This window comes from Patescibacteria group bacterium (assembly GCA_035549555.1).
Lineage (GTDB): Bacteria > Patescibacteriota > Microgenomatia > UBA8517 > UBA8517 > Co84-156.
The window spans coordinates 157,947-182,773 of the sequence record DASZQR010000010.1 but is presented as its reverse complement, the minus strand read 5'-3'; the positions used below and the strand labels follow the sequence as shown (position 1 = coordinate 182,773).

Below are 24,827 nucleotides of genomic sequence, written 5' to 3'. Positions count from 1 at the left end.
TTTATGGATTTTTTAAAGCAAAATAAGTTATTGGTAGGTATTTTATTTTTGGCAATATTATTTTTTTGTATTCTCGGAGGAATTGTGTTTTATCTTTCTCACAATTCAGCAACTACTGTTTCAGTACAAACAAAGAGTTTTCAAAGTGGGGGATTAACAGTTAATAATAATTCCGGTTTTAATCTAAGTAAGTTTGACAGTCAAACTGCAACTTCTTTAAAAAATGACGGTATAAAAACTTTACAATTTCAGTTTACTTCAGTTCCAACTGCTATAGTGACCCATATTAACGACAGTGCTGGAAACTCATTACCATATGTTGGCTATAATCTCGTTCAAAATGGATCAGAAATGACAGTTACTCTATATGTTAATACTGATACCGCTGAGAAATTAAATAAAACTCAAAAAGACCTGGAATTCGATGCCTTACAACAGTTTTTCGTGGGACTTGAGTATTACCAGGAAAATTTAGCAAGCAACAATACTGCCCCTCAAGGCGATCAGGGAAGTCTTATTACCCAGCATTTTACCGAGGCAGGGAATAAAGCAAATATGTTAGTTAATAATGGTAGTGTGCCATTTAATATTAGTTTCAATTAAAAATGAGAAAACTGTTATTTTTTATAATTTTAAGTTTAGGGATATCAATATTGTTTGGAAATGTTCAAAGTATTTCAGCGCAAACTTGTACGGGAGATGTGACCTGTTGTAATGATTACGAGCCAACGCCAAAGTTTTGCAACAGTAATAATCCTTGTAATGGTGCTCCTGGATGTGTCCAATGTACTGGCTATGCCTGTTTCGGAACAAATTCATTGGGTTGTAGTTTTGCAGGCGGGGCATGTGGACATACTGCTTGTGGTGGTCCAGTGATGGGAGGCTCCTGTGTTTACACTCCTCCTGTTAATAGTTATACGTGTAATGTCTGCAATAACAATTCATGTATTCAGGTAACACAACAACAAGCTTGTTCGTCTGCTGAAAACTGCAGCAATTGCGGAGGAGGAAGCGGAGGAGGTTCTGGAGGAAGTTGTAGCGGAGGATCAAATCCTGAGTGCCGTACTGATATATCAAACTGTGGTCAGATTGGAAAAGTTGGAGGATCGGGGTCGTGTTCTAATGGAGGGCTTTGCTGTGTCGAGCCTTCTGGAGGAGGCGGAGCGGCCTGCAATGTTTATAGTGTAAACGGTATATCAGACAGCTCAACACCAATTGTTCTTTATCAAAATAGAATTTCAAATCTTAGCATAGATAAAGACGGAGGGAATTCTGGATCAAGCGATCCACAAGCAGGTCTTGCTGTTCTTCCAACAAGCTTTGTAGTCACTCCTCCTGCCAAACAAGGACAAGGTCTTCAAGGAGTCCCAAGTCCAACTATTATTGATAACCTTTTGCAGGTAATGAGTGCTAATCCGCAAAATTTATGTTGTCTTTATGGTAGAAATTATGCAAATGTATCTGTATACGGCCTTAATCCTGGAACAACAACAATGAATGTTGTTCTTTATCTTTCTCATTACAGTTCAGGGACTTCAGGAGATGTATGCAACAAATATTTTACAATACAAGTTAATCCGCCACAGTGTGACATAAGCCTTTCGCCTTCATTTAATACGATTAGCATTGGGCAAACGATACCTGTTACAGCATCAGTTGACTCAAATGATAGCTCGCCGATTACAGGTGTGGCTTTTTCAACTACAAACGGAAGAATCACAGCAACACCAACCAGCGATGCAGCAAGCCCGTATTTGACAAACATTACAGGGATAAGTACCGGGACTGTACAGTTCACTGCCACCGCAACAACACAAAACGGAGGATCCTGTACAGTTTATAGCCCAACAATAACAGTTAATAATTATTTGCCTGGATGGTGGCAAACCACTGGGGGAGATGCAGTTTCCAAAGGAAGCTTATCTTCTCTTGTCCCAACAAGTAATGTATTTAGCAAAGATGGTGTTGGAGGTTTTCCGGGAAACGTGATTTACGGAGCGACGACAAACCTAACAGCTATTAATACTTCGAGCAAGAACTGGAAAGGAAATTCTGTTTATGGAGGAAAAACATATAATTCTGCAGCATTTTTAAACAATCTTCCATCAAATCTTATCTTGAATACCTTGCCAGTTGTTTCAGGCCAGTCTGATTTTGACTCAGGGACCGCAAGCCCTGATGGATATTATTACTATACTGTTAATAGCGGGAGTTTGACGATTAATGGCAACTTAACGGTTGCAGGAAATAAAAAGATTGTTGTTTTTGTAAAAGGCGGGAGTTTAAATATTAATGGGAACATTATAATCCAGACAGCGGGAAGCGGGTTTTTTATGACAGTTGTTTCAGGAAATACAAATGTAAATGCGACGACTACAACTCTTAATGGAATTTTTGAAACAGATGGGGGCTTTAATACGGGAAGCGGGAATACCCAGCTTGTTGTTAAAGGAAGTGTTGCAGCTTGGGGCAGTGTTACTTTGCAACGAGATTTACAGTCGGCAAACTCTACAACAGCAGGAGAAAGTTTTGTATTTGACCCAACCTTAAGTCTCCTTTTCCCTCCAAGCTTGGCGCAAAATTCAATTTCCTGGAAGGAATTAGTTCCTTGACTTCTTGTATAATTTTTGTGTGGCAACGATAAATGTTTCCATACCAAACAAACTAAAAAGAAGCGCAGCAGTTGATTGATCGAGGCTTTTTTGTTTCATTTAGTGATCTTGTGAGACATTCTATGAGGGAAACTGTGAAGAAAAATAGATATGATTTGATGGCTGAAATTGCCAAAGAGGAATATAAACAGGGAAGAGGGGCTGTTTTAAGAACCCAGAAAGATATCGATGATTTTTTTAAAAATCTTTGAATAGATATATAAAATATTTTTTACTGATGATTTTAAACAGCAAGTAAAAAAGTTTTCAAGTAAAGATAAGGGGTTAGAAAAGCAGATCCATAAAACCATCAAACTAGCTGCGCCGGATATAATTTATCCTTCACTTCGTCTCCACAAGTTAGAAGGAGAAAACAACTGGTCAATTTCAGTAAACAGAAGTATAAGAATAATTGTCAGCATTGACCGTGGTATTATTTATTGTTTGGAAATTGGTACGCATGATGATGTATATTAATTTATGCACGCATATTTAATAATTGGAGATTCTTCAGATTTTATTAATAGTTTTGAAGGGAGAAAAATTAATTTCGTAATTAATAAAATTGCTGATGTTCGCGAATTAAAAGCCACAACAAAATTAAAACTGACAGAAAAAACTGTCATTGTTTTAGAACGGTTTGATGAAGCAACCGCAGAAGCACAAAATGCATTTTTAAAATCGCTTGAAGAGCCTCAGATTAATCTAACTTACGTTTTAACTGCACAAAATATTCTAAACATTCTGCCAACAATTGTTTCAAGATGTGAAGTAAAAGAATTTGAAAGTTCTGGTCCAAATTTTTCTGAAGAAGAGAAAGAAAAGATGGAAAATTTTATTAAAGCAAACGATGGTCAAAAAATAAAACAAGTTAGTTTGATAAATAAAAGAGAAGAGGCGATAGAGTTTATTAGAAATTTAATTTTTTCTGCAAGCGAAAGTAAAATAGAAAGTTACAAATTGATTGATGAAGCAAATAAAACTTTAAACGCTTTAGAAAAAAATGGAAATGTACAACTTCAATTAACTAACTTTGTTGTAAATTCCAGAATTTAGAATATAAACTGTCTTTTCTTGCCAGCAGATTTTTGTGAGAATCACGCTCGACAATTCTTCCTTTTTCCATAACGATAATTTCATCTGCTTTCATAATGGTTGAAAGACGGTGAGCTATAATAATTGTTGTTTTACCTTTGGCTGCCTTCCAAAAAGCATCTTGAATTAATTTTTCACTTTCGCTATCCAATTGGCTTGTTGCTTCGTCAAATATAATAATATCTGGATTACTTAAAATCATTCTTGCAATTGCAAGGCGCTGTTTTTGCCCGCCAGACAATTTCACTCCGCGCTCTCCAACCTCGGTTTTATATTTTTCTGGGAGACTATTAATAAACCCGTCAATATGAGCAATTTTTGCTGCCCTTTCGACTTCGTTCAGGGTCGTAGACTTTTCGGCTCCGTATTCAATATTGTATCGAATAGTATTATTAAAAAGAATTGGCTCTTGGGGAACAACTCCCATAAAAGATCTCAAATTGCTTTTTGTAAAATCTTTTATATTTATTCCATCAATTGTAATTTTTCCATTTGTTGGATCATAAAAACGCATTAATAATCGCACTAAAGTTGTTTTGCCAACTCCAGACCTACCAACAAAAGCAATTGATTTTCCAGCTGGGATTTTCAAATTAATATTTTTGACCGCACTTCCACGGCTTGATTTATATGCAAAGGAAATATTTTTAAAATTAATATCGCCTTTGACGTGATCTAATATTGTTGCATTTGCGGGATCTTTAATTTGAACTTCTTCGTCGAGAATATCTAAATATTTTTTAATATCTGCATAACCTTGAGAAATTTGCCTGATGCTATAAACCATATTAAATAATTGAGGAAAAAATAACGAAACAGCTGAAATAATTAATACAAAATCTGAAAGGCCAATTGTTTTTCCAGAAACCAAATTAAAAGACATAAAAAGTACAAGAAAGACGCCGAGATTAATTAAATTTCCAAGAGCTGTATCAATGTATCGATAGGTTACAAAATATTTCCAGATTATTTTTTTCCAATCAGATAATTCTTTATCTAATCTATTTTGCTCCCAGTCTTCTTTTGCAAAAAGTTTGACAGTTTCATAATTAATTAAATTATCTGTAATTATTCCTGAGATTTCATCTTCTTTGTCATTAACTGCCTTTCTTCTTTTAATATTTAATGGCAAAAGGGTTTTGGTAATAATTAAAGTAATAATTGCCGAGACAATAAAAATAACAATTATTCTGTAATCAATTCTCAAAAAATACCAAACTAAAATAACAAAGCCGACAATAACAGGATAAACTCGGGAATAAAATCTATCATATAAATCCCAAAAGGCATTTTCTCCTCGTTTAAAAGCACTGATTAAAGAACCAGTATTTCTTTGAGTGTGGTAAGCGAAATCTAAATCCTGAATTTGTTTGAAAACATCAAGTTTTAGTTTTTTTACTCCATCAACTGCTGAGATATCTCCGGAAAAGTTTTTGATGTTGCCAAAAATATTTCCGACAATCATTATAGCTAAATATAAAAATAAAAGACTAAGAACTCCGTTTAAATTATTGGCTTGTATTTTATCAATAAAAAGTTTGGAAAAATAAGGAGTCGAGAAATCAATAACAACCGAAATCGTTGTTGTGACAATAAACAAAATAAACCAGAATTTTCTGATCATTAAATATTCATGATATTTTTTAAGTGTTTTATACATAGAAATTTTAGGGACGCAAAAAAGCGCTGTCTAAAAAACGGGATAGATTTATTATATACTTGAGGGAAGAAAAAGTGAATATTTAGCTTGCTATTAGCTTCGAAACAGGTTAGAATGAATGATGGCCAATAACTCCTACACAGCAGAATCTATACAAGTTCTTGAAGGATTAGAGCCTGTCCGAAAACGACCTGGAATGTACATTGGGTCGACAGATCTTCGAGGACTTCATGAGTGTTTGCGCGAAATTGTTGATAATTCAGTTGATGAATTTTTTGGAGGAACAGCGAGAAACATCACCGTCTTTCTCACAAAAGATAACGGCGCAATTATAAAAGACGACGGCCGAGGAATTCCAGTTGATATTCACAAAACACAAGGAGTTTCTGCTTTAGAGCTTGCAATGACAAAGCTTCATGCGGGGGGAAAATTTGGAGGAGGAGCTTATAAAATTTCCGGAGGACTTCATGGAGTGGGTGCGTCTGTAGTGAACGCTTTATCAAGTTATTGTATGGTAATAGTTTTAAGAGACGGAAAAGCTTATTTGCAGGAATATAACCAAGGAAAACCAAAAGCAAAAGTTCATGAAATAAGTCAGGATGAAATTGATAAATTAATCCCAAAAGAATTAAATGTAAAAATTGGCGCAAATAATACTGGAACAATTACAAAATTTATTCCAGACACTGAAATATTTAAGGATTTAAGCTTTGAAGATAAAAAAGTTGAAACAATGCTTCGCGACAGAGCATATTTGGTCGCGGGACTTATGTTTAATTTGTGGGATGACAGAAACGAACATGAAGAGCATTTTTACTTTGAGGGAGGAATTAAATCATTAGTTGATCACAGCAATCGCGACAAACAAAGAATTTCCGATGTAATTTATATAAACAAAGACAATTCTAATGAAGAAAATGGAATAATTTGCGAAGTAGCTCTTCAATATACAGATACTTTTACAGAAAATGTAAAGGGCTATGTAAACGGAATTTATACAACTGACGGAGGAACACACGTGGCAGGATTCAGGACCGGACTTACACGAAGCATTTTAGATTACGCAAAGAAAAATGGATATACAAATGATAAGTTGGTTTTGACGGGAGACGACCTCAAAGAAGGACTTTCAGCAGTAATTTACATTAAAATGCCTTCTGAAAGCCTGCAATTTGAAAGTCAGACAAAAGCGAAATTAAATAATCCTGAAGTACAAGGCTTTGTTGCAACTGCAACGAAAGAAGGAATTGATACTTATTTGGAAGAACATCCATCTGATGCAAAAGCAATTTTAGACAAAGTAAGCTTAGCTGCAAAAGCTCGAATGGCAGCGCGGGCTGCAAAAGAAGCAGTTATTCGAAAAGGTGCACTTGAAGGAATGGGACTACCCGGGAAATTAGCTGATTGCCAATCAAACAACCCAGATGAATGCGAAATATTTATCGTTGAGGGAGATTCAGCTGGAGGATCAGCGAAGACGGGCCGAGATCGTAAATTTCAAGCAATCTTGCCACTTTTTGGAAAAGTTTTAAATACAGAGCGAGCAAGACTTGACCAAATAATCACAAGCGATAAATTTAAAGATCTGATTGTTGCAGTTGGAGCTGGAATTTCGGATCAATTTAATATTGAGAAATTAAAATACAATAGAATTATTATTATGGCTGATGCTGACGTAGATGGATCTCACATTACCTGTCTTTATTTAACTTTCTTTTATAGGCATCTTAGAGAAATTGTGGAGCAGGGGCATATTTATATTGCTATGCCGCCGCTTTTTAAGATAGAGCATGGTAAGCAGAAGAAATATGTATTTAGTGATGAAGAAAGAGATTCTTATTTGAGAACTCTTGGATCACAAAAATTTAAAGTTCAGCGATACAAAGGGCTTGGTGAAATGAATGCAGAAGAGCTTTGGGATACAACCATGAACCCGGCAACAAGAGTTATGAAACAAGTAAAAATTGAGGATGCCCAAAAAGCTGACCAGATTTTTACAATGCTTATGGGAGAAGAAGTGCCACCTCGACGCAAATTTATTCAAACCCGTGCAAAAACTGCAAATTTGGATATATAATCTAACTTTATTTATAAGCGAAGCTTGTAACATTCTGTTATAATACTTATATGAATTTACTTCATGACATACCAGCTGGAGATCCAAAGACTACCGTAAATGTAATCATTGAAATCCCAATTGGAAGCGGAATTAAATATGAGTACGATAAAGATTTGCAAGTAATTAGAGCTGATAGGTTTTTATATACAGCTTTTAAATATCCATTCAATTATGGTTTTATCCCAGGCACTTGGAGCGAAGACGAAGATCCACTTGATATTATTGTTGTTTCCTCTGAAGCAGTTACCACTGGTACATTAATAGAATGTAAAGTTATCGGAATGCTTGCAACAGAAGATGAAGAAGGGAAGGACGCAAAGTTGCTTGCAGTTCCTAAGGGAAAGGTTGACCCAGTTTATAAAAGTGTAGAGAAAATTGATGATTTACCGGAAAGTTTGGTTAATAAAATTAAGCATTTTTATGAAAATTATAAATCCATAGAACCTGGAAAATGGGTTAAAGTGACTGGATGGAAAACAAGAGAAGAAGCGCAAGAAGAAATTGAAAAAGGAATTCAAAGATATAAAAAAGAATTTAAGAAGTGATAATTTTATTTATCTTCAAAATTGTATTGTAATTTCTGATTGTTAGGCTTTTATAAAATTTTAATTTAATTAAATCTTTGAAACTGCTTTTTGTAAGTCCATCTAATTTTGTTGTCAGATATAGCCAATTTTTACCAGCGTCGAGATAATCTATATTTTCTTTTAATTTGATTTCTTTTGCTAAATCTTTTGGACTTAAATCATCCATAACAAAAGCTACATATTTTCTTAAATCATTTTCTTTCCAGGAATTTGGTGCATTTTCTATTACGTTATTTAATTCTTTTTCTGAAATAATAAAAGATTTATAGGGAATTTTAGAAAAATATTTCCTGTCTCCTTCAAAAATTACATTGCCGCTATTGATGTAAGTTTGGACGTTTGTAAATCCGAGATCTTCAAAAATTTTTTTAAGGTCTGACATTTTGATAAGAGAATTGCCGCCAACATTAACTCCACGAAGAAAAGCTATATATTTCATTCTTGATTTACTGAAGATTCGACAGTTGTTTTTGAATAAGAAGTGGAAGTTGATGATGAGGAAGAATTGCTATTTACATGAACATCTGCACTGCCATTTCCTTCAACACTAACGTTTACGTTTGTTGAGCCATTGTTGTTTGATACTTTAACATCTGAATTGCCATCTTTTTGCTCAAAAGTTCCATTATCAGGGAGTGTTGTGGAAGTTGCATTTGGAATTGGAGTATCTGAGGGCTCTGGGGTGGGAGAATCAGTTGGCGTTGGAGTAGGTGACTCTAAAACAGTTGGTGTTGGAGTTGGATTGTCTAAATTTTGTACAACAGGAACCGCAAAAATTCCAAGCACTGCAATAGCTATAACTGTTATTAATTGAGTTCCCATGTGACTGTAACTGACTTACTCATTGTAGTTGTTCCTGGCTGAATCGGAGCTGGGACAGAACTAGCTGACTGATCTTTAGTTGCAAATAATGGCGATATGGGAGAAGATGTCCCATCTTCGTTTAAGGTGATTATTTTTCCAAGAGTTTGGCCTGAAGCTTTGGCGATGTTTTGTGCTTTTGTTTTGGCATCTGCTACAGCTTTGGTTAGTAGATCACTATCAGTGTTTGTATTTTGATCAACTGATAAATTTGGACCATATACATTGGTTGCTCCTGAATTATTTAATAAATCAGTAAGGCTTGAAGCTTTTGAGACATCACGTAGAGTTATAGAAATCGAATTGCTTGCTGTCCAGTCGTTATTATTTGTTTGCTGTGGTGGAACTGGATAGATCAAAGTTTGAGCTTGGTTTTGATAAGTATTTACACTTTGAGTCGTAATATCGGCATCGGCAATACCAAAATTTTTAAGAGCTGCAAGTAATGCAGTCATTTGGGTATTAACTTTATTTACAGCAGTTTGTTTATCTGCATTAGTTGCTGTAACTGTAGCATTAAAAGTTGCAACTTGATTAGTTACATCTTCCTGAGCTGTTCCAGTTACTGTAATAGTTCCAGCCGGTTGTATAGAAATTTTTCCCCAATTAATTCTAGAGATTGGTAGAAAGTTTGCAGCTAAAACTAAAACAATTAACGTTCCTAGAGCAAAAAAAATATTTTTCATGATATGGCTTTATACCTGGGCATTGTAGAAATATCTGCGTTAATGTTTTTAATTTCGTCTTTAATATAGTGGACTTCGACTGTTAAAGTATCAACTTTATTTTCAAGTTTTTTGAATTCTTCTTTAGTTGGAACATTATCAAACATTTTTTGCATTCCAGTAACTATTGCATCAGTAGCTTGTTGGACGATATCAGTCACAATTTCTCGCACATCGTCTTTTGTGGCATAGTTAGGTTTTTTATTTGTCATAATTCATAATATCACAAGTTTACAAATATTTTGTGATATAATATCTGTATATCCGCTGAAAGGGCGGGTTTTTTAATGGATATTAGAAATATTGCTATTATTGCTCACGTTGATCACGGAAAAACAACTTTGGTCGATGCAATGCTTCGCCAATCTCACACTAAAATCAAAAAAGAGATTGAACAGGCAGGGCTTATTATGGATAATAATGAACTTGAACGAGAACGGGGAATTACCATTTTTTCCAAAAATGCCTCAGTTACTTATAAAGATACAAAAATAAATATTATTGATACACCAGGGCACGCTGATTTCGGAGGAGAAGTAGAACGCGTGCTTAAAATGGCAGACGGAGTATTGCTTCTTATTGATGCAAAAGACGGACCAATGCCGCAAACCAGATTCGTTTTGAAGAATGCACTTAAATTGGGACTAAAAATCATTGTTGTTGTTAATAAAATTGATATTCCAGAAGCACGACCTGATTGGGTTTTGGGAAAAACATTTGATTTATTTTTAGAGCTTGGAGCTTCTGATGAGGCAACAAACTTTCCAATTGTTTATGCATCTGCCAAAAACGGAGTTGCAGGACTCACTCCAAACTTTTCTGAAATGAAAGATATTACTCCTCTTTTTGAAGCTATTATAAAAGAAGTCCCAGCCCCGTCCGGAGATCCAGATAAACCACTTCAGATGCTTGCAACAACTTTAAGCTATGACAGCTTTAAAGGCAGAATGGTAACAGGACGCATTTATAACGGCAGAATAAAATTTGGCCAAGATGTGATGCATATAAATCGTGAAAGAGTGCAAAAGAAATACAGAATCGTGACACTTACCGGATTTCAAGGGCTTGAAAAAGTGGATATCAAAGAGGCAGAAGCAGGCGATATTGTCGCAGTTTCTGGAATTCCTGATATTACAATTGGAGAAACAATAGCTGACCCGATAACTCCAATTGCGCTCCCTGTTCTTTCCATTGAAGAGCCGACAATTAAAATGACTTTTAATATAAACACTTCGCCTTTTGGAGGCAAAGAAGGAGAATTTAAAACTGGAAGCCAACTTAAAGCAAGACTTTACCGTGAGCTTGAGTCTGACGTTGCTCTTAAAGTTGAAGAAGCGGGAGGAAAATGGATTGTATCAGGGCGAGGGGAACTTCATTTGGCAATTTTGATTGAACGCATGAGAAGAGAAGGTTATGAATTTGAAGTAGGACGCCCAACTGCGATTACAAAAACTGAAAATGGTGAAAAGATGACTCCTTGGGAAAAAGTTTATATCGAGTCACCTGATGAATATGCAGGATCGGTCATTCAAAATATGAATAAAAGACATGCAAATATGGTTGATATGAAAAGCGAGCAGGGAATCACTTATTTAGAGTTTGATATTGCTACAAAAAATTTATTTGGAATGCGATCTGATTTATTAACAACTACAAAAGGAAACGGAATTTTAAATAATAGTTTTATGGAATTCCGTAAAGATGACGGAGTAGTACTTGCTCGAGATCATGGAAGCTTAGTTGCCTTTGAAACTGGAATTACAAGACTTTATGGATTAATTAATGTACAGGACCGGGGAGAGCTTTTTGTCGGGCCAAATGAAAATGTTTATAAAGGCGAAGTTGTTGGGCAAAATGCTCGCGAGGAAGATATTGACGTAAATGTTTGTAAAGAAAAGAAACTTTCAAATATGAGAAGTAAGGGAGATGGGCCTCAAGGGCATTTTAACACACCAAAGAAAATGAGTTTGGAGGAAGCATTGGAATATATTGATGATACAGAATTAGTTGAAGTGACTCCACAAAATATTCGTGTCCGAAAAATTATTTTGGACCAAGTTGAAGCAAAAAGACTTGCAAAGTTAATAAAATAAATTAAACTTCTAAACCCTATAGTACTTCATTTTGTGATATAATATCTGTTCAACATTTCGTTGAATAGCACATTAACAGTTCAAAAGGAGAGAGTACCATGGTTACCAAACGTGTAATTGCAATTGCAATTTTCGTTCTGCTTTTCGTAGTACAAGGAGTAGATGCGGGAGCCATCATCGCAACTGGTCCATTACCTGAGAATGGGAAACTTCAAGTTGTGTGGGGGCTAGCACCATCGGAACAATCAAGTGACGAATGGATCGGATTGTTTTTGCAGGGTACATATCCTGGAAATCCAGTTCAACACATTTCAGTATCTGGTTCCAGCGGAGTTGTTTATATCGATCCTCCCACGAATCCTGGAACATACAAGTTCTATCTTTTCAGTAATGGAGTGATGATACAACAAGGGAATACTACTACAATAACAGGTATTCCTCCGACAGCAACACCAGGGAACCCAAATCCGCAACCTGCAACAAACGGAACAATGCCCAGATTGGCTGGAGCACAACAACCTAATGTTCCTGGTGGTGTCAATCTTAGCGTTGTTTGTTATGACGCTAATTATCGCGACGGAGCAGTAAACATCGACAATCCTGCTGACGCAGATGGTTGGAGATGCAAAAGTGGTAATACACTAGGGACATTGGATTGGAATTTAATATGTCACAATGTCTACGGGGATGATTGGCATCCAGAAAGGATCTCAAACAATATTGATGGCTGGCGTTGTGCGCAAGGTGCAGTTGGACAACCGCCGGTGATATATGTCACACCAACACCTAATCAAGTAAATCCTGTGGTTAGTAATAACAATTGCGGTGCTTTGGCGCCACAATTAAAAGCTGGACAACAGGCAATGGTTACCCAAAACGGTAAGTCGTTGAATCTTCGAACCGGCCCTGGAGTTAGCAACGACCTCATTGAGGTTTTGCAACCGGGAACCATCGGAGTAGTTGTCGGCGGTCAATATCAATGCCGCGACGGCTACACTTGGTTTGAGTTGCAGTTCGGAAACGAGACTGGTTGGGTGGCAGAATCAGGGAGCGGATACTATTGGATTACCAATAATCTGACTACCGCTCAACCGACAGCAGTTCCGCAGCCTCCCAATCCGCCAGTTCAAAATCCACTAAGCAATCCGTCGAATCCTTCGGGAAACAGCGGGAATGGAGGATCCGGAAACAGTACTGACAATGGATCTGGGGGTAATCAAAACCTTCCTTCGACAGCAGCTGGAGGAATCGATCTCTATCAGTATTGCAAGTCGCTGGGATATGTGGACTTGAAGCTTGTAGTCGATAATATTGACGGCTGGAAATGTGTTGACTCCAACGGGCAGTTTGTTGGAATTGATATGGATAAAGCATGTGCTTGGCAATACTACGGAGTACCATTCGACGCAGCTTTGTTCACCAATTCCAACGATGCGAGTACTTGGAAATGTTATCCAAACATTCCGTCGGGGCAGGAGCAAAGTTTTCAACGGGTAATTCAGGGTTTTCCTAATTTGCAACCCGATATTGCGTTTCGGTTAGTCACCGACTTGTCTCGAGCACAGAATGTATTGCTGTGTTCAGATGACTTTCAAGAATTGATCGGTAACGCAAGTGTTGTAGCTGGAGCTGTGGCTCATGGTGATTTGTCAGTACAGCTTCTTATGCCCGCCGGTATTTCCGATTCTTGTTCCGGAAGTTTTTCGGATCTGATGGATATTGTGGGTGCAGAATGGCCATCGATTCAATCCCAGTTACAAAACGCCATTAACACAATTGGAGGCGTAATCGGAGACGTGGGGTAATACGGGTATCAATATATGGGGAATCCCTTTTTTGAGATTTCCCATATAATTCCTTTTTGAACTAACTGATTCGAGATTTATTAATAATATTTATTAATTTTTGCAAAGTAAAATAATTGTTAATAGATCAAAAATTGATTTTAGATAATTAAGCGGTAAGTATAAATTGTTTTATTCATAAAAGCTTGGAATATAAGCACATACTTGCCGCTTTTTATTGCATTTTAGGATAAAAGTACAGTACTATAGAAGGTCCGATCACAACAAGTATCGAGTTCGGCGTAAGTTTATGTTGAGCAAATAGTACGATTTGAAAAATGATTAAAGTTGCAACATATCCAATTGCACCCCATCTCTTCATATTCCAAAAACCGTAAAGCCATATTAAATTGATTGTATACAAAATCAATAAAAGTGGATCAATTTGCTTTCCGTTTATGAAAGTAAAGATTTTCTCGATAAATCCTGAAACAAGTAATATCCCTACAACTACAATCTCGCTTGGTCTTTTTTTATTTTTATATAGTAATTTTACAAATATATCCAGCACTACCATCACTGCAATGACTGCTATAAAAGTTCCTATTACACCGACTTGCATATTAATATAATAACAAAATTAATAATATAAAAATATTCAGTTATTAAAATTTACGAAAGAAAATATTAAATTTATTTTAATTTGATTAAAAATATTCTCCAGTATGTTTTGCGGATTATTTGTCCAAAGAAATGTGTAAACTGTATTTTTAAAATAAAGGATTAAAAGTTTTTCATATCCAGCTGTAGTATATCCATCAAGTAAATATGCATCTAATCCATGGAATTTTATTATGCTTTTTTCTGTTAGTCCGTGAACCGCCTGTAGATATACTATGTCTTGGCTATTAACACAGGTTTCTAAACTATTTTTACACCCTCTATCAGTCTCGGTTGTATCAATTGTTAAATTAAAGTCGTTATTTCCACTATTCACATTTAACTCTCCGAAGTTTTCAACGCTAGGTGTGTACAAAACAGAATCCGACTGTGGATACTTGATTGATATTTCGTTACTGGGAAATCTAAATGTTTTCCATGTTTGCATCCACAAAAAGACTCCTATCCCAACAATTAGAATTAAACCAAGAGTTGTTCCAACAACTATTGATAATATTTTCTTCCAGTTCTTTTTAAGCTTTTTCATATGAATATTATACCACCTCTTTAGCTTTTTTGCCCCATCTTTCGCGGGAAACTTTGATTATTTTTTCTTTATTTCCGTTTACTAAACTTGGCAATGGCAACGTAGTTGCCAGGAATGGCCTTTCGCTGTGGCCATCGATCATCATCCTTAGGGCTATCTGATAATTTTGCATATTAATTAAATTGTCCTGGGTAAAAACGTTGGCAAATTCACTAGCTAAAATTCTTGCATCGCTTGCTCCTGCAGAGAAGGCAATTAAAGTCCCGGCATTTCCTAAAATTGCTTTTTGGACTTGAGGAGGAATTTGGTCGATATATTGATTAGCAAGCATTAAATTTAGATGATATTTGCGGGCTTCAGAGAGAATTTTGATAAAAGAATCTGTGGCAAAATTTTGAAATTCATCAACATACAGATAAAAATCTTTTCTTTCGTTTTCATTTATATTTACGCGCTTCATCGCTGCAAGCTGAAGCTTAGTGATAAGCATTGCTCCAAGAAGTTTTCCATTATCTTCGCCGATTTTTCCTTGAGAAAGATTGGCAATAAGAATTTTTCCTGATTCGATTACTTCTTCCAAATTAATGGTGCTTTTGGGCTTATCTATGACATTACGAAGAAGGGGAGAGGTAACAAACTGGCCAATTTTATTAAGAATAGGAAAAACAACTTCTTTTTGAAGATTGGGCGGTAAATTTTCAAATTCATTTTCCCAGAAACTTTTTAAAACTTTGTCGTTTAGGTTTTGAGTAATTTCTAACCTAAAATTTCTATCTGTTAATATTCTTGGGACATCTGCTAAAGTAGCGTCTGGGACTTCAGTCAAAGTTAAAAGTGCATTTCTTAAAACATATTCCAAACGCGGACCCCAGAATTGTCCAAAGATTTTGCTGAAAATGGCGATAATTCCGGAAACAACAAACTCTGCTTCGTCTTTATCGGTAACCTCCAAAGGATTAATAGAAATAGGAAATTCTCGGTCTGCCGGGTTTAAATAAATGACATCATTAATGCGAGAAGCGGGAATGTGATTTAATAAAATATCTGCCAAATCTCCATGCGGATCAATGACGGCAATTCCTTTACCTTTTCGAATATCATCAATTGCAAGATTGGCAATAAGAGTTGATTTGCCTGTACCTGTTTTTCCGATTGCCCAAATGTGGCGGCGACGGTCGTCATCTTTTATCCCAAAAACTGTTTCTTTATTTTTAAATGTAGTTTTAGCAAAGAAATTTACATTTTCTGTTGGCAAATTTAGAGGCGGGTCAGACAAAATTTCTGTGCCCCAGGAAAGGCCAGAAGTTTTAACTAAATTGGAAGGCAAATGCCAGAGAGTTGCCAATTCTTTGATATTTAAAATCGAAAAACTTGATAATTTTAAGAAATTTTTAGTAACAAAAGAATTTCCATCGGCGCGAGTAAAAACGCTAAATGAATCAATTAAAGAACTTAAAAGAGTTTTGTTATTTGATGAAATTTGAATTTTTACTTGAAAGGCCGGGCTTTCAGTTTTATTAAAAATTGGAGTCTTGTTTGTTTCTGGGTTATCGGCAATATATTTTTGAGCTTTGGCGACCCATGAGTCGCCTGTGCTTTTTAATTCATATTTAATTTCAGCAGTGTCTTTGTCTGAGGCTTTGGATAAAAGAGTTAAAAGAGTTGCAAGAGAATCAGATTCTTTGAAATCTGCGAAAATTTTAATAGGATAATAACTGCCGTATTTTAAAATTAAATTTTTCTTAAACTGCAAAGACTCCTGATGTTTAGTTTTTCGACTGTAATTGTTGGGTAGGCTGAAAAAAGAGATGACTCTACAAAATCTGACTGGCTTTTATGACAGACAATTTTAAAATTTATTTGTTTACTGGCGAGAAAAATAATTAAAGAAATGGGGGATTTGGTCGAAAGAATTGATGAAAGAAAAGTAAGCGCTGCATCAGGCGTGATTTCAGTATTTCTGGGAAGTTTTAGATTATAAACTACAGATTCAGCCATGATAATGATTCATTATATAGTATAATATTTATTATATGTTTATTTTTAGAAGCATTAAAAGATTTTTGGTTGGGTGTTTATTAATTGTGGTCATCCTAATTATTTTAGGATTAATTTTTAGCGGAGTAATTATTAAAAAAGTAATAACTGGAGCAATTCAGCAAAAAACTGGAGTTTCTGTAAATGTGGATAATAATAACAAGAGCTTGACTTATACAGATCCAAAAACTGGGCAAACCCTTTCAATTGGCAATAATAAAATTCCAGATAACTTTCCTAAGGATTTTCCTATATATCCAGGCAGCAGCGTCACTACATCGCTTTCTGGAAATCAAAACGGACAAGGGAACGGATACTGGCTTACTTTAAACACCAAAGATAGTGTCGATCAAGTGATTTCTTACTATAAAACAAACTTGCAAACAAACGGATGGAGCTATCAGGACACGACTGGATCTGGAGTCGGGACAAATTGGGTAGTAAGCAAAAACGATTTAAGCGGATACATGACAATTGAAACATTGAACAATCAAACTTCTATTATTATCGTTTTGGGAGTTGCAAGCCCTGAGCCTGCATCTAAATAAAAATAAATTTGCCCAGCAAAGAGAGAATTAAACTTCAAGATTAATGACTTGCAAATTATTCATTTCTTAAAAATTTAATAACTGCTCTTTACAGTCCAGCGCCATTCTCCAGAACATCTTTTGTGCTTGCATTCTGCACTAAGATATTCCTTCGAATAGAGCTGGAGTGGGAGGACTAGACTAGCTCTTCGGAGTGAAAATGTATGAATGTTCGAGCGTTCCGTTATTACCGAGAATGTCTACTTCGACAGTATCGGACGGTTTGACTCTGAAGAGAGTGCTTCCATCGAAATCGCTGTCAAAGACAACTTCTCCGTTAACAAGAACACGCATATGCGGCGGATCACAGCTCGCTTCAGCGAAGATTTTCGTACCATCACTGCTACGCGAAGCTGCAATATCACCACTCACACATTCCGGGTGCAACGTTGGTGACGGTATTGGCGTCGGCTGAACACCGTGTTCGTTGCAATAGTCGATTCCGTTTACGACAGTTACATCGTAAACCTTAAAGGAACCGTCCGTCAGTTGAATGAACACCTCCATTCCAGTTTGCAACTTGTGGGTATCGAAAACTAACCCACGTTTATCCGGCGTAAATGAATCAAATGGCACATATCCTGCCATCCAATACGTTTGACCATCGTATACGCCAAACGCTAGCGCAACAGGTACTCCAAAAGCAGCGTTATAAACTTCGCATCCATCAGCTCCCGGCGTCCATTTCCTCGTTGCGGTCATTGTTGACGTTACACTAGGCGCAACTGTCGGCGTGACACTTGGTGATAACGTGTCACTAGCGGTCGGAAATGATGTAATCGTCGCGCTTGGTACCGATGTCGCTGTATCTGATGGCGTCAACGTGTTCGTTGGCGTATCAGACGGTTGCTGCGTGTTTGTCGGTGTCAGCGTCAATGTTGATGTATCGCTTGGCGTCAACGAACTTGTTGCTGTGTCACTGGGCGTATCGCTCGGTGTAACTGTGTTCGTCGGCGTGTCACTTGGCGTAACAGTTGGTGACGGCGTATCTGTTGCCGTATTTGTCGCTGTATCCGTAGATGTGCTGGTTGCCGTATTCGTCGGCGTATTCGATGGAGTGCGCGTGGATGTCGCGGTCGGCGTTGCCGTGTGGCACGGACCAACCGTGAAATCGTACGTTGGCGAATACCCTTGAACATCATTCAGGTCGTCACTGCTCACAACGTGAATATGCACCGTATGAGACAATCCATCATCTGGAACACTGAAAAAGTGAGAGTAAGACGACCCGAAATTAATGTCTGTTTGACTCACTCCGTCGATGGAGTAGTGGATAACGTTCCCACTGTTCGGATAGCTGCTCAACGTTAACTGTACCCCAGAACATGAAGGTGTCGCTGAATGGTTATGTCCATAATCTGGTTTTGGTTGCGGTCGCGCAATTGCGAACACAAACAAACTAAATACAACAAGGAATCCTACAAGGAAACCTCCCAACCATGTTGCTCTTTGCTTTCGAACCTTCTGGTTCATCTTGTCCTCCTTGGACAATAACTAAAACATAGCTGTTAATGTGCTACGCCTATAGTATAGCATTTTGAGGATTAAAAATTAAATTAAAAAATATGAAATGAGTTTGTTGACTTTAGAAAGTCACATCCCCGCAGGAGTAGTATGTAGAGGATTGAGCGACTGATTTGTGGACATTAATTGCAAGCGGCATCATGGATTTTAATTGATCCATAGTAACATTTAGAGTAGTTGTGGAAGTTCCATTCATAACCGAGGTTAATGGATATTTAATTGCTCCTGGATTTGGACAACTTCCGAGGTGAATATGAGCTGGCTGTTCAATTCCTTTTGGGAAACCTGCCATATTTAAGGTAACAACAACCTGACCATTTACTTCTTGAAGTGTTGCAGTTCCGCTTTCGCCAGATTTATTTTGGGTATCAAGAGCAACTGTGACAACTGAAGGAGTTGGGGATGGAAGAGGCATTATTGGTTGATTTTTATAAGCAAAAATAGCAAAGAAACCAACGATTAAAGCAGCAGCTGCGGCAAGAAGCATCAAAGCTGTGTCGTTTGATTTACCAAACTTTTTCTTTTTGCTTTTAGCCATAATTCAGTATTTATCTTTTTAAAGTATTGTGTCAAGAGGGGATTAGAATTAATATTAATAAGAATGTGGCTTACTTTGGCTTTTGGATCAGCATTTTTTGCAGCACTTGTTGCTATTTTTGGGAAAATTGGATTACAAAATATTGATTCAACTTTTGCAACAACAATTCGTGCTTTTATAATGGCAGTTTTTTTGATTGGGCTTTCTTTAATCCTGAAGAAATTTGAAGGATTTTCTTTAAATTCGCTGGAAACTCGCGACTGGATTTTGATTGTTTTATCCGGAATTGCAGGAGCTTTATCGTGGCTTTGTTATTTTGCAGCTTTAAAAATGGGGCTTGCATCACATGTTGCCGCAATTGATAGACTAAGTTTAGTTTTTATTGTAGTTTTATCGATTCTTTTTTTGGGTGAGGGGATTAATACAAAAATAATTCTTGGAGCAGTTATTATGACAATTGGCGCTATATTAATTACAGTATAAGCAAAGCTTGTGACGATTACATCATGAATAATTTATCAACACAGCACTGCGTCCCTTGCGAAGGAAATGTTTCCTGCATGATTCCTAAAGAAATAGAGGATTACAAAAAAGAATTAAAGCTTGATTGGAAAGTGATTGACAACAAAAAGTTATCATATGAATTCAAATTTAAAGATTTTAAAGAAGCAATGGAATTTGTAAATAAAATTGCAGACATTGCAAACACCGAAGGACATCATCCTGATATTTATATTTTTTATAATGTTGTTCGAATAGAGCTTTGGACTCATGCAATTAACGGTTTATTTAAAAATGACTTTATTTTGGCTTCTAAAATTGAGGATTTAGTTGCTTCTTGATGAGTAATAGGGTATAGTTATTCAAGGCTAATTAGCCTTATTTTTATGCCAGACGAACCTTCAAAAAATAATATCGGAGAAATACGCGACGTCGATATTACAGAAGAGCTTTCGAAAAATTACCTTGATTATGCGATGAGCGTCATCGTCGCTCGCGCACTTCCTGATATTCGAGACGGACTTAAACCAGTTCATAGAAGAATTTTATATGCAATGTATGATATGGGCTTATTAACTAGCGGATATCGTAAATCTGCAACAGTTGTAGGAGAAGTTTTAGGTAAATATCATCCACACGGAGATATGGCAGTTTATGATGCTTTGGTTCGTATGGCTCAGAATTTTTCTATGCGATATATGCTTGTTGACGGGCAGGGGAATTTTGGAAGCGTCGACGGCGACCCGGCAGCTGCGATGAGGTACACAGAGGTCAAACTTCCAAAGATTGCCGAGCCAATGCTTGCCGATATTGATAAAGACACAGTCGATTTCACAGATAATTTTGATGCGACAATGAAAGAACCGGCTTTTTTGCCAGCACTTTTGCCAAATCTTTTGTTGATGGGCTCTGAAGGAATTGCTGTAGGTATGGCAACAAAAATTCCAACTCATAATCTTAGCGAAGTAATTGACGGAGTAATTGCAACAATTAAGAAAGGAAAGCAGACTGTTGCCATAGAAGAGCATCAAAAAGAAGCTGAATTTTTTATAAATAAAATTAATTTGATGGCTGGAAACTTAAACGAAAAGTTTACTGAGGAAGAACTTCGACCTAAACACCTTGGGTTTGATAGCGATATTACTACAGCTGAGCTTACAGAATATATTTTAGGGCCGGATTTTCCAACTGGCGGAGCAATATATGATGCAAAAAGCCTAGTTGATGTTTATGAAACAGGCCGAGGAAGAATAGTTGTGCGAGGAATTGCTGATATTGTGGAGGGCGCCAAAGGAAAAACACAGATAGTTATTACTGAAATTCCATATCAAGTAAATAAAGCTAGCTTGGTTGAGCAGATTGCAGACTTGGTTAAAAATAAAAGAATTGTAGGAATTTCAGGGCTTCGTGATGAATCTGACAAAGACGGGCTTCGAGTTGTTGCTGATCTTAAGCGTGATGCAAAACCAAAATCTGTTTTAAATAATTTATACAAATACACAAGACTGCAAACGACTTTTCCAGCAAACTTTGTTGCCTTAGTTGATGGGACTCCATACACAGTTACCCTAAAACAAATTTTAGTTGAGTATATAAGGCATAGACAAAGAGTAATTGTTCGTCGCACTATTTTTGAATTAACTTCTGCAAAGCGCCGTGCTCATATTTTGGAAGGGCTTAAAATCGCTCTTGATAACTTGGATGAAGTAATAAAAATCATTCGACAAAGCAAAACTCAAGATGAAGCAAAACAGAATTTGATGGAAAGATTTGGATTTAGCGAAATTCAAGCAACTGCAATTCTTGATATGCAACTCCGTCGCCTTGCAGCTCTTGAGCGAGAAAAAATTGAACAGGAATACAAGGAAATGATGGAATTAATCGATAAGTTAACTGCGATTTTGAAAGATCCAAAGAAAATTTTGGGAATTATTGAAAAAGAATTAGGAGAAGTTAAAGAAAAATTTGCAGACAAAAGAAAAACTAAAATTTATAAGCAAAAAATTGGAGAAATATCTGAGGAAGACTTGATCGCCAAAGAAGAAACTTTAATTACAATTACAAAAACAGGTTATATCAAAAGATTGTCTTCAAGCTCTTTCAAATCACAACACAGAGGAGGAAAGGGAGTAAACGGAATGGCAATGAAAGAAGAGGATGAAATTGATCATTTACTTAGCGCGACAACTCACGACATGATTTTGTTTTTCACAGACAAAGGAAGAGTTTTTGGCACTAAAGCCTGGGATATAACGGAGGGAACAAGACAATCAAAAGGACAAGCTCTTGTGAACTTAATTAATTTAGAGCAAGGAGAACAAATTAGATCAATTCTTGCGCTTGACGGAACGGCAAAACATTTAATTATGGCAACAGCAAAAGGAGTAATTAAGAAAACTTCCGTTAGTGAATTTGCGAATTTGCGCACCAATGGGCTTATTGCAATAAAACTCGATAAAGATGATCAGCTAGTATCAGTTCACGCAACAAGCGGCGAAGATTTTATTTTGATGCTTACTAAAAATGGAAAATCTATTAAGTTTCCTGAAGCAAATGCAAGAAGCATGGGAAGAGCTACAACTGGAGTGCGAGGAATGAAACTTGCTGCAGGAGATGCAGTAATTGGAATGGAAGTATTCCCCATGCGCGAGGCAAAAGTGGAAGACGGAAGACGCAAAATTTTTAGACATATTTTGACAGTATCTGATAATGGACTTGGGAAACGAACAAGGGTTGACTTATTCCCAACTCAAAAACGAGGAGGAAGCGGAGTAAAAGCAGTAGTTGTTACAGCAAAAACAGGACAACTGGCAACAGCAAGGCTTGTTACAAATGAAATTTCTCAAGTGATTATTACAAGTAAACATGGGCAAGTTGTAAGACTTTCTCTAAAAGATATTCCAGAATTGGGGAGAGCAACTCAAGGAGTAATTTTAATGAGATTTGCTAAAAAGGGAGATTGTGTTGCTGCAGTTACTACAATAAGTAAGAGTGGGGAAGAAGAGGAATAAATTATTTTCTTTCGGGATTTCCGAAATTAGGCTTTTCGATTCTTGATTTAGCGGTTTCAAATTCTTTCCAAAATTGATTAAAAGGGATTATTTTCACAACTTCTCGTTCATCTAAAGTAAATTGCATCGGTTTTTCATTTTCAAATCTAAATTTGCTTGAGTTTCTGGAATATAAATCTAAAACACCGACTTCTTTAGAAACATCATAGTTTTTGTTTTGATCAGTACCTTTTGCAAATTTAATTGCTAAACTTCTCATTGCATTAAGATACCCACCCACATCGTAAGGGTGATCAACCCCTAGCCCTGCTATTCTGCGGCTGCCCGCACCGTAAATATAATCCTCACTTAATCTAGCATTTGCTGACAGTGAGTTTTCTAAATCTTTTTCCCAAGGTTTGTCCTTTTTGTATAGAACAATTTCATTATCTCTTTCCCAATATCGCCGCCAATCCTTGATTGTCCTGTATATTGAAACTCTTCCATCTTCTTCTCTTTTAATACTCCAGACAATGTTTGGCATCCACTGCCTAGTGTCTTTTTCTGATTTTTTAATAAGCCACGTTCCTGGCTCTTTTGATTTATAAGCTTCTGTTAAGCCTGCAAGCAAAGCAATATCATTTTCAGCAAGTCTAAATTCATCTTGTTTTTGTTGAATTGGCTGACCAAAGAAATCTGTATTTCCAAAACCAAAAGGATTTTGCCTCCCTAAAAAATCGTTTAGATCGTTTGTTTGTGGCCAACTAGATGCAGGTGTTTGAGATTGGCGTCCTTCAATATTTTTTGGCTTAAACGAGATTAATGACTCATCATATCTTCTTCGTATTTCCAAATTCTTATCGTCAGTTCTGCCTTTGCCGAGTTGTTCATATGCATTATTTAGAGCTTGAAATTTTTCTTTATCTCCCTCGTCAGAGTCTGGGTGCAACTCTTTTGCAGTTTTTCTAAATGCTTCGCGTATTTCGTCTGCTGCTGCATTTTTATGTATGCCAAGAATCTCATAAGCTGTTTTCATATGTATATTTTATCAAAAATAGAGGATTTGTGCTAGAATTTGCCTAGAAATGAAAACTTTCGTATTACCTGGATATTCTACAAAAAATAAAGAGTGGGCAATTGACGCCGCAAAAGAAGTTGGCGGGGAGATATTTGAGTGGCAGCATTGGAATGAACCAATTGTAAAATTTAATGCACAAAAAGAAGCTGAAAGATTGATTGAGAAAATTAGTAGTGAAAAAGTTAATATCGCTGCAAAGTCTATTGGAACTTTAGTTTTAGTGCGAATGCTGACTAAAAATAAAGATGTGGTAGGGAAGATAATAATGTGCGGCGTGCCAGTAAATGATATTGATGAAAATGATTTGAGCTTCTATAAAATTCTTGCTGATGTAAAAGCTGAAGATATTTTAGTTTTTCAAAACAGCGAAGATGAACACGGGCAGTTTGAAAAAACCAGAAGATTTTTAAATGAGATTAATCCAAATATAAAAATAATTGAAAAGCCTGGAAGTACTCATGATTATCCTTATTTTGATGAATTTAAAGAGTTTTTATCTTCGTAAATTTTTCCAGCTTTTCAATTCGATCTTCATGAGAATTTATTTTTTGATGAAGACCGCTTAAGGTTGTTATTTCTTCACGAACGGTTTTTAGTTCACTTAAGAGTTCATCTTCTTTTGCATAAAATTCTTCTTTGGTCGGTAAATGATTTATATTTTTTAGAGTTATCAAGCCTTTTTCGTCAATTTTCTTGTCAAGCATTATATCTAAATGTTGATCGAAATTTTTCCAAAATTCTTCATTGAAGATTACTTGTTGTTGAATTATTTTCTTGGTTTTCATAACTT

At 36.3% G+C, this 24,827-nt stretch carries 26 protein-coding genes; 13 read left to right on the top strand and 13 right to left on the bottom strand.

Annotated elements, in window-relative coordinates; translation table 11 throughout:
- Positions 1-3 precede the first annotated feature (3 nt).
- The 3 genes from VG895_01680 (at position 4) to VG895_01670 (ending at position 3,707) form a co-directional block, all read left to right on the top strand.
- The gene (locus tag VG895_01680) at positions 4-603 is read left to right on the top strand and encodes a hypothetical protein (protein HWA51748.1); all 600 of its coding nucleotides are present in this window, start codon (positions 4-6) and stop codon (positions 601-603) included.
- Between the two features lie 2 nt (positions 604-605).
- Positions 606-2,612, top strand: coding sequence for a hypothetical protein (locus tag VG895_01675; protein ID HWA51747.1), 2,007 nt, complete (start codon positions 606-608; stop codon positions 2,610-2,612).
- Positions 2,613-3,131: 519 nt separating this feature from the next.
- The gene (locus VG895_01670) at positions 3,132-3,707 is read left to right on the top strand and encodes a hypothetical protein (GenBank protein HWA51746.1); all 576 of its coding nucleotides are present in this window, start codon (positions 3,132-3,134) and stop codon (positions 3,705-3,707) included.
- Here VG895_01670 and VG895_01665 read toward each other — a convergent pair.
- Entirely contained in the window at positions 3,679-5,406 is a 1,728-nt protein-coding gene (locus VG895_01665; GenBank protein ID HWA51745.1) for an ABC transporter ATP-binding protein, read from the bottom strand. The two genes, VG895_01670 and VG895_01665, sit on opposite strands and share 29 nt — an antisense overlap.
- A gap of 118 nt (positions 5,407-5,524) precedes the next feature.
- Between VG895_01665 and VG895_01660 the strand changes: the two genes are divergently transcribed.
- Together VG895_01660 and ppa are read left to right on the top strand one after the other, a co-directional pair.
- Positions 5,525-7,483, top strand: coding sequence for a DNA gyrase subunit B (locus tag VG895_01660; GenBank protein HWA51744.1), 1,959 nt, complete (start codon positions 5,525-5,527; stop codon positions 7,481-7,483).
- 50 nt (positions 7,484-7,533) lie between these two features.
- Entirely contained in the window at positions 7,534-8,070 is a 537-nt protein-coding gene (ppa, locus tag VG895_01655) for an inorganic diphosphatase (protein HWA51743.1), read from the top strand.
- On the opposite strand, the gene VG895_01650 is transcribed toward ppa, so the two are convergent.
- Genes VG895_01650 through VG895_01635 form a run of 4 tightly spaced genes read right to left on the bottom strand, consistent with a single transcriptional unit; the run spans position 8,060 to position 9,910 of the window.
- Positions 8,060-8,551, bottom strand: a complete 492-nt coding sequence (locus tag VG895_01650) for a DUF1697 domain-containing protein (protein HWA51742.1) — start codon at positions 8,549-8,551, stop codon at positions 8,060-8,062. The genes ppa and VG895_01650 overlap by 11 nt on opposite strands.
- Positions 8,548-8,934, bottom strand: a complete 387-nt coding sequence (locus VG895_01645; GenBank protein ID HWA51741.1) for a hypothetical protein — start codon at positions 8,932-8,934, stop codon at positions 8,548-8,550. The genes VG895_01650 and VG895_01645 overlap by 4 nt, the downstream gene beginning before the upstream one ends.
- The gene (locus VG895_01640) at positions 8,919-9,659 is read right to left on the bottom strand and encodes an SIMPL domain-containing protein (protein ID HWA51740.1); all 741 of its coding nucleotides are present in this window, start codon (positions 9,657-9,659) and stop codon (positions 8,919-8,921) included. The genes VG895_01645 and VG895_01640 overlap by 16 nt, the downstream gene beginning before the upstream one ends.
- Positions 9,656-9,910, bottom strand: a complete 255-nt coding sequence (locus VG895_01635) for a DUF2730 family protein (protein HWA51739.1) — start codon at positions 9,908-9,910, stop codon at positions 9,656-9,658. The genes VG895_01640 and VG895_01635 overlap by 4 nt, the downstream gene beginning before the upstream one ends.
- 75 nt (positions 9,911-9,985) lie before the next feature.
- Between VG895_01635 and typA the strand changes: the two genes are divergently transcribed.
- Positions 9,986-11,791 (top strand): translational GTPase TypA, encoded by a 1,806-nt coding sequence (gene typA, locus VG895_01630; GenBank protein HWA51738.1) that lies wholly within the window; start codon positions 9,986-9,988, stop codon positions 11,789-11,791.
- A gap of 98 nt (positions 11,792-11,889) precedes the next feature.
- Entirely contained in the window at positions 11,890-13,596 is a 1,707-nt protein-coding gene (locus VG895_01625; protein HWA51737.1) for a hypothetical protein, read from the top strand.
- Positions 13,597-13,810: 214 nt separating this feature from the next.
- Here VG895_01625 and VG895_01620 read toward each other — a convergent pair whose 3' ends face one another.
- The 4 genes from VG895_01620 to VG895_01605 are packed head-to-tail and all read right to left on the bottom strand — an operon-like array spanning position 13,811 to position 16,780.
- Entirely contained in the window at positions 13,811-14,197 is a 387-nt protein-coding gene (locus VG895_01620) for a hypothetical protein (protein HWA51736.1), read from the bottom strand.
- A gap of 36 nt (positions 14,198-14,233) precedes the next feature.
- Positions 14,234-14,782 carry a hypothetical protein gene (locus VG895_01615; protein ID HWA51735.1) on the bottom strand — a complete coding sequence of 183 codons (549 nt, stop codon included), beginning with the start codon at positions 14,780-14,782 and terminating at the stop codon, positions 14,234-14,236.
- Positions 14,783-14,789: 7 nt separating this feature from the next.
- On the bottom strand, positions 14,790-16,535 hold the full coding sequence (locus VG895_01610) for a type IV secretion system DNA-binding domain-containing protein (GenBank protein HWA51734.1): 1,746 nt from the start codon (positions 16,533-16,535) through the stop codon (positions 14,790-14,792).
- A complete protein-coding gene (locus tag VG895_01605; GenBank protein ID HWA51733.1) occupies positions 16,514-16,780 on the bottom strand; it encodes a hypothetical protein in 267 nt (88 codons plus the stop codon). Before VG895_01605 ends, VG895_01610 begins: the two co-directional genes overlap by 22 nt.
- Before the next feature lie 35 nt (positions 16,781-16,815).
- Here VG895_01605 and VG895_01600 point away from each other — a divergent pair, with 35 nt between their 5' ends.
- The gene (locus VG895_01600) at positions 16,816-17,367 is read left to right on the top strand and encodes a hypothetical protein (GenBank protein HWA51732.1); all 552 of its coding nucleotides are present in this window, start codon (positions 16,816-16,818) and stop codon (positions 17,365-17,367) included.
- 180 nt (positions 17,368-17,547) lie between these two features.
- Here VG895_01600 and VG895_01595 read toward each other — a convergent pair whose 3' ends face one another.
- The gene (locus VG895_01595) at positions 17,548-18,108 is read right to left on the bottom strand and encodes a hypothetical protein (GenBank protein HWA51731.1); all 561 of its coding nucleotides are present in this window, start codon (positions 18,106-18,108) and stop codon (positions 17,548-17,550) included.
- A gap of 31 nt (positions 18,109-18,139) precedes the next feature.
- Here VG895_01595 and VG895_01590 point away from each other — a divergent pair, with 31 nt between their 5' ends.
- Complete coding sequence (locus tag VG895_01590; GenBank protein HWA51730.1) at positions 18,140-18,541, top strand: hypothetical protein; 402 nt, start codon at positions 18,140-18,142, stop codon at positions 18,539-18,541.
- A 450-nt stretch (positions 18,542-18,991) separates the two neighbouring features.
- Here VG895_01590 and VG895_01585 read toward each other — a convergent pair whose 3' ends face one another.
- Positions 18,992-19,468, bottom strand: coding sequence for a hypothetical protein (locus tag VG895_01585; GenBank protein ID HWA51729.1), 477 nt, complete (start codon positions 19,466-19,468; stop codon positions 18,992-18,994).
- A gap of 63 nt (positions 19,469-19,531) precedes the next feature.
- On the opposite strand from VG895_01585, the gene VG895_01580 reads away from it, so the two are divergent.
- Genes VG895_01580 through VG895_01570 form a run of 3 tightly spaced genes read left to right on the top strand, consistent with a single transcriptional unit; the run spans position 19,532 to position 22,980 of the window.
- Positions 19,532-19,951, top strand: coding sequence for an EamA family transporter (locus VG895_01580; protein ID HWA51728.1), 420 nt, complete (start codon positions 19,532-19,534; stop codon positions 19,949-19,951).
- A 23-nt stretch (positions 19,952-19,974) separates the two neighbouring features.
- Positions 19,975-20,310: a 4a-hydroxytetrahydrobiopterin dehydratase gene (locus VG895_01575; GenBank protein ID HWA51727.1), complete on the top strand. Its 336-nt coding sequence runs from the start codon at positions 19,975-19,977 to the stop codon at positions 20,308-20,310.
- Between the two features lie 45 nt (positions 20,311-20,355).
- Entirely contained in the window at positions 20,356-22,980 is a 2,625-nt protein-coding gene (locus tag VG895_01570) for a DNA gyrase subunit A (protein HWA51726.1), read from the top strand.
- A gap of 1 nt (position 22,981) precedes the next feature.
- Here VG895_01570 and VG895_01565 read toward each other — a convergent pair whose 3' ends face one another.
- Positions 22,982-23,995: a DnaJ domain-containing protein gene (locus VG895_01565; GenBank protein ID HWA51725.1), complete on the bottom strand. Its 1,014-nt coding sequence runs from the start codon at positions 23,993-23,995 to the stop codon at positions 22,982-22,984.
- 49 nt (positions 23,996-24,044) lie between these two features.
- On the opposite strand from VG895_01565, the gene VG895_01560 reads away from it, so the two are divergent.
- Complete coding sequence (locus VG895_01560) at positions 24,045-24,542, top strand: hypothetical protein (GenBank protein ID HWA51724.1); 498 nt, start codon at positions 24,045-24,047, stop codon at positions 24,540-24,542.
- On the opposite strand, the gene VG895_01555 is transcribed toward VG895_01560, so the two are convergent.
- Positions 24,520-24,822, bottom strand: coding sequence for a hypothetical protein (locus VG895_01555; protein HWA51723.1), 303 nt, complete (start codon positions 24,820-24,822; stop codon positions 24,520-24,522). The two genes, VG895_01560 and VG895_01555, sit on opposite strands and share 23 nt — an antisense overlap.
- Positions 24,823-24,827 lie beyond the last annotated feature (5 nt).

Bases quoted from the DNA above. Each gene is read 5' to 3' on its own strand.
- VG895_01680 (HWA51748.1), top strand. From the start codon at position 4: ATGGATTTTTTAAAGCAAAATAAGTTATTGGTAGGTATTTTATTTTTG.
- VG895_01675 (HWA51747.1), top strand. From the start codon at position 606: ATGAGAAAACTGTTATTTTTTATAATTTTAAGTTTAGGGATATCAATA.
- VG895_01670 (HWA51746.1), top strand. From the start codon at position 3,132: ATGCACGCATATTTAATAATTGGAGATTCTTCAGATTTTATTAATAGT.
- VG895_01665 (HWA51745.1), bottom strand. From the start codon at position 5,406: ATGTATAAAACACTTAAAAAATATCATGAATATTTAATGATCAGAAAA.
- VG895_01660 (HWA51744.1), top strand. From the start codon at position 5,525: ATGATGGCCAATAACTCCTACACAGCAGAATCTATACAAGTTCTTGAA.
- ppa (HWA51743.1), top strand. From the start codon at position 7,534: ATGAATTTACTTCATGACATACCAGCTGGAGATCCAAAGACTACCGTA.
- VG895_01650 (HWA51742.1), bottom strand. From the start codon at position 8,551: ATGAAATATATAGCTTTTCTTCGTGGAGTTAATGTTGGCGGCAATTCT.
- VG895_01645 (HWA51741.1), bottom strand. From the start codon at position 8,934: ATGGGAACTCAATTAATAACAGTTATAGCTATTGCAGTGCTTGGAATT.
- VG895_01640 (HWA51740.1), bottom strand. From the start codon at position 9,659: ATGAAAAATATTTTTTTTGCTCTAGGAACGTTAATTGTTTTAGTTTTA.
- VG895_01635 (HWA51739.1), bottom strand. From the start codon at position 9,910: ATGACAAATAAAAAACCTAACTATGCCACAAAAGACGATGTGCGAGAA.
- typA (HWA51738.1), top strand. From the start codon at position 9,986: ATGGATATTAGAAATATTGCTATTATTGCTCACGTTGATCACGGAAAA.
- VG895_01625 (HWA51737.1), top strand. From the start codon at position 11,890: ATGGTTACCAAACGTGTAATTGCAATTGCAATTTTCGTTCTGCTTTTC.
- VG895_01620 (HWA51736.1), bottom strand. From the start codon at position 14,197: ATGCAAGTCGGTGTAATAGGAACTTTTATAGCAGTCATTGCAGTGATG.
- VG895_01615 (HWA51735.1), bottom strand. From the start codon at position 14,782: ATGAAAAAGCTTAAAAAGAACTGGAAGAAAATATTATCAATAGTTGTT.
- VG895_01605 (HWA51733.1), bottom strand. From the start codon at position 16,780: ATGGCTGAATCTGTAGTTTATAATCTAAAACTTCCCAGAAATACTGAA.
- VG895_01600 (HWA51732.1), top strand. From the start codon at position 16,816: ATGTTTATTTTTAGAAGCATTAAAAGATTTTTGGTTGGGTGTTTATTA.
- VG895_01595 (HWA51731.1), bottom strand. From the start codon at position 18,108: ATGACCGCAACGAGGAAATGGACGCCGGGAGCTGATGGATGCGAAGTT.
- VG895_01585 (HWA51729.1), bottom strand. From the start codon at position 19,468: ATGGCTAAAAGCAAAAAGAAAAAGTTTGGTAAATCAAACGACACAGCT.
- VG895_01580 (HWA51728.1), top strand. From the start codon at position 19,532: ATGTGGCTTACTTTGGCTTTTGGATCAGCATTTTTTGCAGCACTTGTT.
- VG895_01575 (HWA51727.1), top strand. From the start codon at position 19,975: ATGAATAATTTATCAACACAGCACTGCGTCCCTTGCGAAGGAAATGTT.
- VG895_01570 (HWA51726.1), top strand. From the start codon at position 20,356: ATGCCAGACGAACCTTCAAAAAATAATATCGGAGAAATACGCGACGTC.
- VG895_01565 (HWA51725.1), bottom strand. From the start codon at position 23,995: ATGAAAACAGCTTATGAGATTCTTGGCATACATAAAAATGCAGCAGCA.
- VG895_01560 (HWA51724.1), top strand. From the start codon at position 24,045: ATGAAAACTTTCGTATTACCTGGATATTCTACAAAAAATAAAGAGTGG.
- VG895_01555 (HWA51723.1), bottom strand. From the start codon at position 24,822: ATGAAAACCAAGAAAATAATTCAACAACAAGTAATCTTCAATGAAGAA.